The 14,392-nt window shown below is 61.5% G+C and carries 10 protein-coding genes; 8 read left to right on the forward strand and 2 right to left on the reverse strand.

The annotated features are described in order from the left end of the window. A partial coding sequence (locus CHB74_RS15305; protein ID WP_245842954.1) for a TonB-dependent receptor occupies positions 1–1,957 on the reverse strand: 1,957 nt, incomplete at its 3' end. Between the two features lie 256 nt (positions 1,958–2,213). Beyond that, positions 2,214–2,624, reverse strand: a complete 411-nt coding sequence (locus tag CHB74_RS15310; protein WP_245842955.1) for a DUF2147 domain-containing protein — start codon at positions 2,622–2,624, stop codon at positions 2,214–2,216. 212 nt (positions 2,625–2,836) lie between these two features. Here CHB74_RS15310 and CHB74_RS15315 point away from each other — a divergent pair, with 212 nt between their 5' ends. The 8 genes from CHB74_RS15315 (at position 2,837) to CHB74_RS15350 (ending at position 14,279) form a co-directional block, all read left to right on the forward strand. Continuing rightward, complete coding sequence (locus tag CHB74_RS15315; protein ID WP_245842956.1) at positions 2,837–3,589, forward strand: TetR/AcrR family transcriptional regulator C-terminal domain-containing protein; 753 nt, start codon at positions 2,837–2,839, stop codon at positions 3,587–3,589. Between the two features lie 300 nt (positions 3,590–3,889). After that, positions 3,890–4,513, forward strand: coding sequence for an ABC transporter ATP-binding protein (locus CHB74_RS15320; protein WP_245842957.1), 624 nt, complete (start codon positions 3,890–3,892; stop codon positions 4,511–4,513). Beyond that, on the forward strand, positions 4,510–5,709 hold the full coding sequence (locus CHB74_RS15325) for an ABC transporter permease (RefSeq protein ID WP_089220515.1): 1,200 nt from the start codon (positions 4,510–4,512) through the stop codon (positions 5,707–5,709). The genes CHB74_RS15320 and CHB74_RS15325 overlap by 4 nt, the downstream gene beginning before the upstream one ends. A gap of 124 nt (positions 5,710–5,833) precedes the next feature. Beyond that, a complete protein-coding gene (locus CHB74_RS15330) occupies positions 5,834–7,324 on the forward strand; it encodes a TolC family protein (protein WP_245842958.1) in 1,491 nt (496 codons plus the stop codon). Continuing rightward, the gene (locus CHB74_RS15335) at positions 7,300–8,598 is read left to right on the forward strand and encodes an efflux RND transporter periplasmic adaptor subunit (protein ID WP_089220517.1); all 1,299 of its coding nucleotides are present in this window, start codon (positions 7,300–7,302) and stop codon (positions 8,596–8,598) included. The genes CHB74_RS15330 and CHB74_RS15335 overlap by 25 nt, the downstream gene beginning before the upstream one ends. Before the next feature lie 412 nt (positions 8,599–9,010). Further along, positions 9,011–9,538: an RNA polymerase sigma factor gene (locus CHB74_RS15340; RefSeq protein WP_089220518.1), complete on the forward strand. Its 528-nt coding sequence runs from the start codon at positions 9,011–9,013 to the stop codon at positions 9,536–9,538. Then, positions 9,531–10,511 carry a FecR family protein gene (locus tag CHB74_RS15345; RefSeq protein WP_089220519.1) on the forward strand — a complete coding sequence of 327 codons (981 nt, stop codon included), beginning with the start codon at positions 9,531–9,533 and terminating at the stop codon, positions 10,509–10,511. The genes CHB74_RS15340 and CHB74_RS15345 overlap by 8 nt, the downstream gene beginning before the upstream one ends. A 456-nt stretch (positions 10,512–10,967) precedes the next feature. Further along, positions 10,968–14,279 (forward strand): TonB-dependent receptor, encoded by a 3,312-nt coding sequence (locus CHB74_RS15350; protein WP_089220554.1) that lies wholly within the window; start codon positions 10,968–10,970, stop codon positions 14,277–14,279. Positions 14,280–14,392: the final 113 nt, after the last annotated feature.

A 14,392-nucleotide genomic window follows, 5' to 3' on the forward strand; every position in this document is an offset into this window, starting at 1 on the left:
TTCGGGCTACGCCCTCACGCCACTCCCCCCGGCATGTAACACCGTGGCCTGGTTTTACGCCGCCGAATGGCCGACTTTTGCTCCGCCGTTGACAGGCGTTGATGATGTTGGTGGTGATCAAGGTCGGCACGAACACGCCGGCCTGAAAATCCTTGTAGATGCTGTGATAGACCGCAAGGTTCAGGCTGAGCCGGCCGTCGGCGAAGATGCCCTTGGTGCCGAGTTCGAACGAGGTGAGCTTTTCGGGATCGAACGCCGTGTCGAACGCGTCGTTGGTGGCGGCCGTGTCGTTGAAGCCGCCGCTCTTGAAGCCCGTCGCGAACCGGCCATAGACATTAAAATCCGGCTGGATCTGGAACGAGATGCTGGCTTCGGGCGTCAGCCGCGACCAGGATTTCTTGTTTTCCAGCGGCATCAGATCGTAGGGCCCCGGCCCGTTGCCGCTGGGCAGGGCGCCGCTGGCCGGTCCACCGCTGATCGTGATCGGATTGCCATTGGCGTCGCGCACGAACACGCCGGACAGCGGATCCGCCGGATTGACCGCGTAAGCGTTGTACGAAAAGAACAGGTTGCGGACGCGCTTCGTTTCCTTGGTCCAGCGCAGGCCGCCGGTCAGGCTCAGCCGGTTGTCCAGCGACGACGGGCTCCAGGTGAACTGGCCATAGCCGGCGATCGACTTGTTGTGTGCGCCACGGTCGCTCAGATCATAGCGGTTGTCGGCGCCGAAACGCAGCGACCAGCGTGGATTATACACGCTGTAATTATCACGCATGTAGAAGGCGCCGATCGTGTAGCGAAAATCCTCGCTGGTGCCGATGACCTGCAATTCCTGCGTGAACTGATCATAATCATTGTTCAGCGTGAAGCGCAGCAAATCATAGACGGTGCCGTCGAAATCGCTGTTGCTGCGCGTCTTCAGGTCGCGCCACGCGGTGATCGATTTCAGCGTGATATCGCCGATCCCGGTGGTTCCCGCATCATATTCGGCGGTGATCGCATGGCCGCTGACGCTGAAATCGCTGCGCCCGGTGGCGTCGGTGCCGATCTCGTCAGGCCGGTCGGTATGGATCGAATTGGCGATCAGCGGATAGAGCGCACGCAGCGCCGGCACCGGCGACGTCGGCGAGATCAGGCCCGGCGCGCTCAGCGCCAGCATCACGCCCGTGCCGTCATTGTCGGTGATGTCATAGGCGTAGGCGATCGACAGATTGTCGGTCGGTTCCCACACGATATCCGCGCGCGCGGCGAACTGATCCTGCTCGCCGAAATGCTTGCGCGACGGACCGGTATTATCGAAGAAACCCTCGGTCTGCCGCCCGGACACGCCGAACTTCATCTTGATCGCGCCGAAGCCACCCTCGATCGCCGGCAGATCGACCGACAATTTCTGCGTGTAGGAATTGTAATTGCCGACGCCGGCAGAGGCCTGCCCGCCAAATTCGCCGCTGGGCTTGCGGGTGACGAGGTTGACCGCGCCGCCGATGGTGTTCTTGCCATAGAGCGTGCCCTGCGGCCCGCGCAGCACCTCGACGCGCTGCAGATCGACCGTATCGAACGCGGCGCCGGTAGATTTCGACACCGGCACGCCATCGATATAGATGCCGACCGGCTGGTCGCGGCCAAGGCTGGTATCGCCCGCCGGCGAAAGGCCGCGGATCGAGATCAGCGGGCTCCAGCTGTTGCCCACGGTTTCGTTGATCTGAATATTCGGCACCACCGTGCCGATATTGGTGACGGTGGTGACACCGGCATTTTCAAGCCGTTGTTCGCCGATGGCGGATACCGAGATCGGCACGTCGACCAACCGCTCCTCGCGCCGCTGCGCGGTGACGACGATATCGTCGAACATGCCGTCGCTGCTGGCGCCGGCCGCGGCGCCCTGAGCAAAAGCCGGCGCGACCCCCACGGTCAGCGCCACACTGTTCATCAGCGTGATCAGTAAAGCAGAACGCTTCATCATCCCCTCCTGTGCCGGCAGATAGGGATCAAGCGTCCATCGGCGCGCTGCCGATATTCATCTCCCCTGCCCTGCTGCGGTTTTCGCAGTCATTCTCACGCGCTTCTCACAAGCCGGAATAGCCGGAAGCGGGCGCGCGGCGGCATCCTTGCGGACGAAGCGTGGCGCAACAAGATCGCAGATGCGATCAGACTGTTTCCGTGGGCAGACAATGGAGGCGATGACGGGCCGGCGGGCGTTTCCGCCGGCCCTGCCGTCAGCGGATGCGCAACATGATCTCCGACTGGCAGATGAAGGCGACGCAGCCCTTCACCTCCAGCGTGTTCGCATCCTTCAGCGTCAGCGAGCCGCTTTTGGTGCCCCAGCCGCTTTCCGGATCGTAGAGCGATCCCCCCTTCCACTGGCGCGGCCCGCCGGTGAAGCCGTCGAACACGCGCAGCCCCTTCACCGCGCGCGCGCGCAGGCTCCTGTTGCCATTGTGGACATCGCGCAGATCGGGGTTCGCGCGCAGGCTCGCGCCATCCAGAATACGGCCGCAGATCGCGCCGCCGCAGCGATGCAGCTCGATCGTGCCGCCACGATCCTTGGATCGCCACAGGCCGAGAACCGGGTCGGCCGCCGTTGCCCCCGCGCCCGCCGAAGCAACGAAGGTGGCAACGCCCGCCATCGCCACAAACAAGGAACGCGGCGAACGAACGAAAGCAGAGGCGCGCGACAGCACATGCACAGGAAAAGCGAACTTCATGGGCATTCTCTCTTTATCTCTCGGGGCGCCAGACGCCGTGCCCCGCCAAGGGCACGGATCGTCGCGATTGTTCTCGACAACGACCGGCGGATTCCCTAATACAATTTTCGAAATACATTCGTAAATAGGGATTTATGACCGAGGGTTTGAACGCGAAGTGGCTGGCCAAGTCACAGGGCAGCGTCGGCCGCCCGCGCAGCCTGACGCGCGATATGGTGATAGACGCGGCCGTGGAACTCGGGCTCGACAGGTTCAGCATGACGCGCGTCGCCGAACGCCTCGGTGTCGGCATCTCGACGCTCTATCAATATGTCGCCAATCGCGATGAATTGCTGCGGCTGGCGATCGACCGCCAGCTCTCCGCCGTCGCCCTGCCCCGCGATCAGGAACAGAGCTGGTCGGACTATATCATCGAATATGCCACCAGCCTGCGCGACGCGCTGGCCGGCGAACCCCATCTCATCCTTCAGGTGATGGATGGCGGCGGCGGCATCGAACGCGAACTGGCGGTAACGGAACGCTTCGTCGAAGTGCTGGTGGCGCGCGGCTTCAGCGTAGAGGAGGCAGTTTCAGCCTGGCGCTGCATCGGCGCAGCAACCCTGGGCGCCGCGATCACGGTGTGCCGCGACCGCGCGGCCGTGGCCCGCAACGGATCCAGCGATCGCATGCTGCGGCAGGCCTTTGCCCATTTCGAACCCGGCCAGCTGCCTTTGATGCGCCAGGGCGTGGACGCTTATGCGCGACAGATGGATCTCGTCGAAGAACTCCTCCGTCCGTTCATCGAAAGCATTGCGAGGCGGCGCGGCGAACCCTCCCCCTGGGAAGTCAAGCAGTCAGCGAAACGCCATAATCGGACCGGGGGCAAGAAATCGCGCACTCACTCCTGACGGCCAGCAATCGGAAGGTTCTCCGAAAGGTACGCGCAATTGCCGGCGGCGCGTTGCATCCAATATCGATCGAAAATCGAAAACGCCGTCCAAGCCGGCCCAAATATGAACTGGCAAATGATGTGATTAAGGTACATCCTACTGAAAAATGAGCTTTCCTCCCTTCATATTACAGAAAGAGGGAAGTTCAGCCGAGCATGAGCCCAGAGCCTAATATGCCGGATGAGAGGGGGAGGAACCGTGCTGCGGTTGAACCATGTTCAAAAGGCGTATGGCACGCCTGAACAACCGATCCCCGTATTGCACGATATTTCGATCGACGTGGCCGATGGCGAGTTCTGCGCCATTCTCGGCCCCTCCGGCTCCGGCAAAAGCACGCTCCTCAACATCATCGGGGTGCTCGATCATCCCGATGCGGGCGAGATCGAACTGGGCGGCGTTCCCATCGACTTTGGATCAGCCACCGAAGCGGCGCGGTTGCGCAACCAACTGCTCGGTTTCGTCTTTCAATCCTTCCAGTTGCTCCCACGATTAACCGCATGGGAAAATGTGGCGCTGCCGCTGCTCTATCGCGGCACGCCACGCCCCGAACGCAAGCCGCGGGCACTTGCCATGCTGGACCGGCTGGGGCTTGGCGAAAGGGTCCATCACCTCCCCGCCGAACTGTCCGGCGGCCAGCGGCAGAGGGTGGCGCTGGCCCGCGCGCTTATCGGAGACCCCAAGCTGGTTCTTGCCGATGAACCGACAGGCAGCCTCGACAGCGTGACGGCCGCCGAAGTGCTGCAACTGCTACGCCAGCTCAACCGCGATTTCGGCGTGACCCTGCTGATGGTGACGCACGACCGCGGCCTCGCCGAAGCCTGCGATCGCAGCATCGAGATACTCGACGGGCGCGTGGTTTCGGACGTGCGGCGCGACGGATGATGCCACGCAGGCCCGCCCACAACCTTGAGGTCGCAGAAACGCTACGGGAGGCGCTCGCCAATCTGCGCGCGCAAGGCCGACGGTCGGCGCTTGCGCTGCTCGGCATCCTGATCGGCACCGCATCGATCGTCGCGATGCTCAATATCGGCCATATCGCGCAGCTCGAAACCTCGAAACTGTTCAGCCATCTCGGCGCCGACATGGTGCAATTGCGGGCGATGCCCACCGGCGCAGCGCCCGCCGCGCTCGACCGCGAACTGATCGAACAATTGCCCGCGCGCGATCCCGATGTCGCATGGTCCCTGCCATTGGCAACGGGCCGGGCGCAGGTGGCGTTCGGATCGCAACGCCATGACATGCTGATCGTGGCGATAACGCCGGCACTCCCGCGGCTGGCGGGCCTACACCTCGAACGGGGCCGAAGCATTGCCGCGATTGACCAATGCGCGATGGTGGCGGTGGCGGGTGCCGAAGCAGCGACGCAATTGTCTTCGCCTGGAAACCAGCTGATGCCGACCGGCAAGGTCGCGATCGGCGACTATGTCTATAGCGTCATCGGCACCTTGCGGCCCTCCTTTGCCGAGGCACTGAGCCCCGGCGACTATAACAAGGCTCTCCTCATTCCGCTCGATTGCGCGCGTCGCGTGTTGGGCAGCTCAGCCCCGACCACGGCGATGGTGCGCCTGCGGCCCGGCGCGGACGCCGAAAAAGCGGGCGCGCGACTGAGCGGAATGCTGGCCAATGCGTCATCCTCCATAGAGGTCATCAGCGCACGGCAACTGATAAAGACAATGAACGAACAGAAAGCCGTTCACACCAGCATGCTCGCCGCGATCGGCGGCATTTCGCTGCTCGTCGGTGGCATTGGCGTGATGAACGTCATGCTGATGAGCGTGATGGAACGCCGCAGCGAAATCGGCTTGCGCGCCGCCATCGGCGCCACACCGCGCGACCTGCAATTGATGTTCACGGTCGAAGCCGGGGTGCTGGCATTGGCCGGCGGCGTGGCGGGAACCCTGATCGGCGTCCTCATCGCCTGGATCATGGCGCAATATTCCGGCTGGACCTTCGATCTCGCTTTCTATGTGCTGCCACTGGGTTCGGGCATGGCCGCGATCGTCGGGCTGGTGTTCGGCCTCTATCCCGCGATCACTGCGGCGCGCCTTCATCCGATCGAGGCGCTTCGTGCGGATTAGGCATTTGATAGCGCGGCACCTCGGGCACCGGCGTCGGATCGATGAAACTCGGCTCGTGCGGCGGCGCACGCAACTCGCCGGGCGTCGCGCATCCCGCCAGTATCAGCATCGCCGGAACGGCGCCGTGCCCGATCCTTTTCATGTCCTGACTGCCCTGTTCGTCCTGTTCTCGTCGGCGACGATACCAGCCACGTCGCATGCGAAGGCGCAAGATGCATATCCGCCAATCGTTCCCATCGCGACGGAACGATCGACCAGCCAACCGGCCGGAGCGCCGGTCCCGCTCAGCCTCACCGATGCCGTCGCCCTCGCACTTCGCGAAAATCGTGACATTCGGTCGGCCTATCTCTCCAGAATCGTCCAGAAGTTCGATCTTGTCGTCGCCCGCAGCGACTTTTGGCCCAAGGTCGGGATCAGCGCGAACGTCTCGGCGCGGCGCGCCGATGGAACAACCTATGCCGACAGCAGCGTGACGCCGCGCGTGGCGCTCAGGACCACCACGGGCGCAACCGTCGATTTCACCTGGCAACGGCGCGACCGCCTTGAGCCCGGCCCTCATCTGGCCGATGAAACCGCCACTTTCCTGATCAGCCAGCCGCTGCTTCGCGGCGCCGGATTCGATGTCAACCTGGCCCCACTGCGGATCGCGCGGCTGCAGGAACAGATCAACCAGCTCAACCTCAAGACCACTGTTTCCAACATCGTCTCGGCGATCATCGTCGCCTATCGCACGCTGGTTCAGTCGCAGGAACAGGTAAGGCTGGCGGAATTGTCGCTCGAACGGGCGCGCGATCTGCTGACCACGAACCGCGCGCTGATTGCCGCCGGCCGCATGCCCGCGGCCGATATCGTCCAGACGGAATCGCAAGTCGCCAACCAGGAAGTCGCGATGCTGCAGGCGCGGCAGCAGAAGATCTCCGCGCAACTCGCGCTGATCCAGCTGCTCGCGCTCGATTCACGCACCAATATCCTCGCCGCCGACGCAATCCAGGCGAGCCATGTCGACATCGACATGGACAGGCTGATCCAGCTCGGTCTTTCATCCCGCATGGACGTTCTGGCCCAGAGCAAGGCGCTGGAAATCAGCCGTCAGGCCGTCTCCCTCGCCCGCAACAACCGCCTGTGGGATCTGCGCGTCACGGGAAGCATCACGCAGGAGCGCGGGCTCGACACGCCTGCCGGCGCGATCGATTCACGGACCGACAAGGCCATCGGCATCCAACTCGGCATTCCAATCAGCGGCGATTTGTCAGGCCGGCAGGGGGAAATTCAGGCCACCATCGGCCTGCGCAACGCCGAGATCGCTTATGAAGGCCTCGTCCAATCGGCCGAACTGCAAATCCGCGATGGCGTGCAATCGGTGGAAGCGAGCTGGCTGCAACTCGAAGCCGCGCGCCGGGCACGCGCGCTGGCGGCTCGCGCGCTCGAACTGCAGCAGGAAAAATTGAAAGTGGGTCGCGCCTCGAACTTCGAGGTGCTGTCCTTCCAGGCCGATCTGCGCGCCGCCGATACCCAGGAGCTCGCGGCATCGATCGCCTATCTCAACGCGCTCACTGCCTTGGATCAACAGGTCGGGAACACGCTGAAAACATGGCGCATCTCCTTGAACGATTGAAGCGATCGCCGCGACATGCGGCGGCCGGCGTCTTTCTGGTCGCCGCCGTTGCGCTATGGCTGGCGGTTCCACGCAGCGAGGCATCGTTGCCGGACGCCGGGTTCGAGGAGCAAAGCCTTGTCCTGGCAAAGCGGCCTTTCAGTTCGTCCATCACCTTTGCTGGCGCGATTGTCGCGGGCGATGCGGTCGCCGTCTTTGCGCCCTTCGATGGCAAGGTGAAGACTATCGGCTTCACCTATGGCGACCGGGTTGTCCCCGGCCAGATGCTGGTCGAGCTCGACCTTTCCGACCTACAGAAAAGCCGCAACGAGGCGGAAGGCACCTTGCTCAAGGCGGCCGAAGCCGCATCGCAAGTGGAAAATTGGAACAGCGGCCCCGAAGTCGCCCGCGCGCGACGTTCCGCCGCATCGGCCGCTTACGACCTGAACGATACGGAGCGGAAGATTCAGGAAACCAAGGCCCTGCTCGACAAGGGGCTGGTATCGCGTAGCGAGTATGACGGATTGCTGCAGCAGCGACGATCGCAGCAAATGGCAGCCCAGTCGGCGCAGGACGATCTGAAATCGACGCTGGCGCGCGGCCAGGGATCCAATTTGCGCGTCGCACGGCTGGAACTGATCAACGCGCGGGCACGCTACGCGGAACTCCATGCGCAATGGGCCGGCGCCGTCGTCCGTGCCACCGCAGCGGGGATCATTGTCCGTCCACCGTCCGGCCCAAGCCAAACGGCCACCGATATTCGCGTCGGCTCATCGCTGAACCGAGGCGCGTTGATCGGATCGATCGCGCGCGCCGGCGGACTGGCGGCATCATTCCGCATCGATGAGGGCGATGTGAACCAGTTGAAGCCCGGAATGCCGGTTACCGTTACGGGGGCGGGCTTTGGCGGCGCGGCACTGACCGGCAGCATTTTCAGCGTCGCGGGCGAAGCGGATTCGAATGCCGCGGCAACTGGCGGCAAAGCCGGCTTCACCGCGATCGCGCGGCTGGATCCGCTGCCGGCCGAACAAGCCCAGCAGGTCCGCATCGGCATGAGCGCCAATATTGCGATCACGGTATACACGACGCCGTCTGCGCTGGTGGTGCCCGCTCAGGCCATTTCCGGCGTCGCGCCGGAGAGCAAGGTTGCGGTCCGCAACAAGGACGGAACAACAAGCCAGGTAATCGTGCAGATCGGTCGCGTTTCACCCGAAGGCGTCGAAGTGCTTTCCGGCGTGAAAGCAGGTGACACGGTGATCTGGAAGTCCGTCGCAGTTCCTGTCGCCGCGCCATGACTCGGCGGGCAAGCTTGTCTCGATTCGCTTGCCTGAGGTTCGAAATCCATCGCCGCATTGGCCGAATTACGCGATTTCCGAAACTCTATCGGAAATTACCTTGCTAAATAAATGCTATTGAGGAATGATCGACTTAAGCTCCAGCGCAATAGGAGCGGACAATGCCTTTCGGAGGAGCCGAAGACCCGCCCGCCCGCGACAGCCAATATGCAGGCTCAAGGCCGGTCCGTTACTGCCGTTCCGCAAATGCAGGGGCATTTGCCAGGCGCTCCACCGAATGTTGTGATGTGGAGGTGCGTACCTGATTGGTAAGCTGCAGCCTTCGCCGTAGGCGGGGAACGAGAAGGACGCGGCGCATCCGGTTTCGACAAAATCATAATAACCGGATGATGAGCCGGAGGAGAGGGAGGCGATGGCAGCGCTGGGCGACAGCCGGGCAGATGTGTCCGCCGTTCGTGAGGCATTGGCATCTCGATATCGCAAGCCGCTGATCCAGTGGTTTCGGAATCGAGGGCTAGACCCCGAAGCATCGGAAGATTGCGCGCATGAAAGCTTTGTCAGGCTGTGCGGATGCGAGACGGCCGTCTTGCACAATCCCGACGCTTATCTGTTCAGGGTTGCAAGTTCCGTCCTCGCCGATCGCAGGCGACGGGCCCGCGTCCGTTATGAGGATCACCATCTCCCGCTCGAGGATTTTGACGCGCCAAGTGAGGAACCGACGCCGGCGCGCGTCTTTGAAGATAGGGAAGCATTGGTTCAACTGGCAACGGCGCTGAATGAACTGCCCGAAAGGACGCGGGAGATATTTTTGCTGAATCGCCTCGACAAGGTGAGTTATGGTGAAATCGCGGTCCGGTTCGGCATATCGGCCAGCGCCGTCGAGAAGCATATGATGAAGGCTATCGCCCACCTGCACGCAAGGATTGCGCGGAATGGCTGAGATGCCGCCCCCCGGGCGCAACGCCACCACCAGCGCCCGCGCAGCGCATTGGGTAGCGCGCATGGGTTCCGAGCAAACAACCGATGCGGATCATTCCGCCCTGGCCAGCTGGCTGCTGCGCGATCAGACGCACAACCAGGCCTATTCCGAACAGACCGCCTTATGGAATGCGGTCGGCGCCCTTGCCGACGATCCTGTCGCGCGGGCCTTGTTGCAGCGTAGCGAGCCGGAGCATGCGCCAGCCCCCCGTTTCGCCCGCCGGTCCTGGCTTTATGGCCTGGCGGGTGCGGCCGCCGCAGCACTGGTCGCGGTCACCGCCGTGCCGCTGATGACATCCGATGGCGAACAATATGCCACCGCCATGGGCGAACAGCGCAGTATCACCCTGTCCGACGGCTCGGTCATCACGCTGGACACCGACAGCGCGATCGACGTTGAATTAAGCCGCAACGAACGCCGGCTCACCCTCCGTTCCGGCCAGGCATTTTTCGACGTCGCCAGGGATGCCAAGCGCCCGTTCCGCGTGTTCGCGGGCGACAGCGAAGTTCGCGCGCTCGGCACATCCTTCAGCGTCCGCCGGGACGGCGCGCGCACGCAGGTGTTTCTGGCCCGCGGCAGCGTGGCGGTTCGGGACGCGGGGCATGCCGCGGTAAAACTGGAAGCCGGCGAACAGGCTGAATTGGCCCCGGCCACCACGGCGAAAATCGGCAAGGTCGATCCCGAACGGGCGCAGGCCTGGCGCTTCGGACGATTGATGTTCGATGCGACACCGCTGGCCACCGCGGTGGCCGAAATCAACCGATATGGCGGCCGCCAGATCGTCCTGTCGGATCCGGCGCTCGCCCAGGTCAGAATCTCCGGCGTGTTCCATACACGTCAACCGGAAGCCTTTGCAGAAACGGTTGCAGCCGTATTCCCGGTGCGCCGCGCGCCGTCCAGTACCGACGTGATCGTGCTCGCCCCGACCTCCTGACGGGCATCAACGCAAACCCTTTCGCACAATATCGGATCACATTGCACCCAAATTAAAGTTCACAGCAACAAACATTGGCACGAATAATTTCCAATATTTGTGATGAGGAACTTTGAGCACCGTGCGTCTATAATTGTGTCGCAACGGGCACTCCCGCTGTCGGCACCTCCCGACTGCCCAGAACTCTTCACCTTGCTGAAGAGTTCTGGGCCTTTGGCGCATCCGTCGCCACGGCCACGCACCCGCAACGGCGCCTTCCCGCAGCGGTTCCGACGCCCCGCCTACGGGCCATCGGCACATTATCGAAAATATTTCGGAAAATTTTTAGTGAACCACTGAGGACTCCTCGCGGGGCTGCGTCCCTGTGATTGGCGGATCGCTTAAAGAATTGCGAACGCGCTTGGCGGGGGATGCGCCAGGGACAGACAAAAGAACAGAAGGTTCGAGGGGATGTTGATGTTTCAAAAACATAAAATAGCGATCCGCACGATTTTGCTGACCGGCGCCGCTCTCGCCGTCGCCAGCCCGCTGCAAGGTGCCATGGCGGCCGAAACGCGCGCTTATGCGATCGCGGCGCAGGATCTTGGGCCGGCGATCAGGAAGTTCGCGATCGAAACCGGCCGCGATGTCGCTTTCGATCCTGCGGTGGTCGCAGGCAAGAAGACGCGCGGCGTTCGTGGCGAGCGATCGGATGAGGAGGCCCTGCGCGCGCTGCTGGAAGGAACCGGCCTGCGCTACACGCGCACCGCGACCGGCTTTGCCATCGTGGCGGGCTCCGGCGAAACGACGTCCGCCGATCCCACGGCCGAAACCCAGGCCGACATCATCGTCACGGCGCAGAAGAAGGAAGAGTCGATCCAGGCTGTTCCGATCGCGATCACGGCGATGACCGAGCAGGTGCTGGATGAACGGAAGATCGAGAGCGGCCAGGATCTTGTCCGTGGCGTTCCCAATCTGAATTTCACCAAGACCTTTTCGAGCATGTACAACATCACGATCCGCGGGATCGGGACGAAGGCGTTGAATTCGTCGAGCGACCCCGGCGTCGCGATCGCCTATAACAACACGCCCCTTATCCGCAACCGACTGTTCGAACAGGAATTTTTCGACATGTCGCGGATCGAGGTGCTGCGCGGGCCGCAAGGCACCCTCTATGGCCGCAACGCCACCGCCGGCGTGATCAACGTCATCCCCGCGATGCCGAGCGACCGGTTCGAAGGCGAACTGAAAGGCGAAACCGGCAATTATTCGAGCCGTCGGCTATCGGGCATGATCAACGTGCCGCTGGCGGACAACTTCGCGATCCGCGCGGCCGGCGCCTTCACCGATCGCGATGGTTATGACTATAACACGTTCACCAACCAGCGGGTGAACGGCCGCCATCTCTGGTCGACCCGGCTGTCCGCCAAGTGGGAGCCGAGCGACGGCATCAACATCAGCGGCTTCTGGGAACATTTCGACGAAGACGATAATCGTGCGCGTTCGGGCAAGGCGCTGTGCACCACGGATCCGGGCCCGGAAATGGTGGGCGATACCGAAGTTCCCGATTTCGTTCGCGGCAGCCTGAGCCAGGGCTGCAAGAACGCGACGCTTTACGACGATGCGGCCTTCGGCGTGCCGAATGCGAGCAGCTTGCCGTTCGTCATCGTCGGGCAGGTTTTGGGCAACGCCACCGTGCCGGACCCGACAAGCATCTTCGGGGTCAGAATTCTCGGCCTGCTCAAAGCTGGCGATCCCTATGCCGGCATCGTCCAGTCGCGCAACGTGCGTGAGATCGCCACCGGCTTCGATCCGATCTTTCGCGCCAAGAACGACATCGCGCAGTTCAATTTCGATGTCGACCTGGGTGGCGGCCTGACATTTTATTCGCAGTCCGCCTATAGCCGCGACAAATGGTATTCGTCGCAGGATTATAACCGCTTCATATCCAATCCTGCCTTCACCGATCCAGTTGGGGAAGGCGGCCTCAATGCCTTTCTACAACCATTCACCGGCCTTGGCCCCGCGCCCGGTGGCGTGTTCACTGATCCGCAACTCGGCGCGTCCGATCGGATATTGGGGGTGGATCTCAATCAGACCGACACGCGGCAATGGACGCAGGAATTTCGGCTTCAGTCGGATTGGGATGGCCCGGTTAACTTCACGGCTGGCGTCAACTATATCGACTTCAAAACGGAAGACGATTATTACGCATTCAACAATGTCTTCAACCTGATAGCTCAGTACGCTTATAATATAGATGCAAGCAAACTAAACTCATTCACATCACCAACAATTGAGACAGTAAATTGCCCCAGAATTCCCGATAATGACCCATCCACAGCGTGCATGTATGTCGACACCAACCCTATCGGACAGCTCGACAATCAGGGCCACAATTATTTCCTGAGCAAGAACAAGGTCAGGACAAAATCCACCGGCATATTCGGAGAGCTTTACGTCACTCCGACGGACGATACCAAACTGACTTTCGGTCTGCGTTACACTGATGACAGAAAATATCAGTCCCAAATTCCCAGTCAGCTTCTCCTGAACTCAGCAATTTTGACCGGCGGCCTGGTCGATAGCGGATATCCGCCGGCTGCGGATATCAATCAAAAATGGGGCAAGTTCACCGGGCGTGTCGTCTTCGACTGGAAGCCGAACCTGTCCTTTACCGATGATACGCTGATCTATGCATCGGCGTCGCGCGGGTATAAGGCTGGCGGCGCTAACCCGCCCCGCGTCGATTTCAATCCCGTCGTCGTGCAATATCAGCCGCTCCCGGCCACCTATAAGCCGGAATATGTCAACGCGTTCGAAATCGGCGCCAAGAACACGCTGATGAACGGCAAGCTGACACTGAACGCCAGCGCCTTTTATTATGACTATAAGGATTATCAGACCTCGGCCGTCACCGATCGCATCACCGCCACCGAAAATGTTCCGGCGACGGTGTGGGGCGCCGAATTGGAAGCCGCCTGGCGCCCATCGCGGTCATTCCGGGTGGATGGCAGCCTCGGCTATTTGCGGACGCGGATCAAGAATGGCGCCCAGGCGATCGACGTGATGGATCGCACCCAGGGCAATCCCGATTGGGTAACGTTGCGCCCGTGGCTCCAGGTGCCATCGAACTGCATCGCGCCAAAGGCGCTCGTCGAAAAGACGCTGCAGACGATCAAGAATTTCGGTCTAAAGGAACAGCCCTTCCTTGCCACCACCATGCTGGCGTCGATGTGCCCGGGCGCCACCGGAATCGGCACCTATAATCCGAATGTTCCGATGAATATCGGCACACCTTATTACTTCTTCACTGGCTTCACCTACGATCCGTTCGCCCCTTACAATCCGGCAACAGTGGGCCTCAATATCGCCGATGGCGGCAGCGGCGCCCCCAATGGCGGCCGCGGCTTCTATGCCGATCTCGGCGGCAACGAGTTGCCGAATGCGCCGCGCATCACCTTCAATATCGGCGCCCAATATACGCTGTTCTTTGACAATGATGATTGGGAACTCACCCTTCGCGGCGACTATTACCGCCAGTCATCCAGCTATGCGCGTATATTCAACGGCCCTATCGACAAGTTGAAAAGCTGGGACAATGTGAATATCTCGCTCACGCTGGCGCGACCCGACGATAATCTGGCCTTCCAGCTTTACGTCAAGAACGTCTTCGACAACCAACCCATCACAGACACCTTCATCAGCGCCGACGATATCGGCCTTCCAGCTAACACATTCTATCTTGACCCAAGAATCATCGGGTTTAGCGCGTCATTCAAATTTTAACTAAAATAAAATAAGAATAATCTCCAAATTGAACTAGAATCACGTTGCGAATCACTTCAAAATAGCAAACAATATAATCGCCCTCCATATTATAACAACAGGGCAAATTCGAA

The organism is Edaphosphingomonas laterariae (assembly GCF_900188165.1).
GTDB lineage: Bacteria > Pseudomonadota > Alphaproteobacteria > Sphingomonadales > Sphingomonadaceae > Sphingomonas_E > Sphingomonas_E laterariae.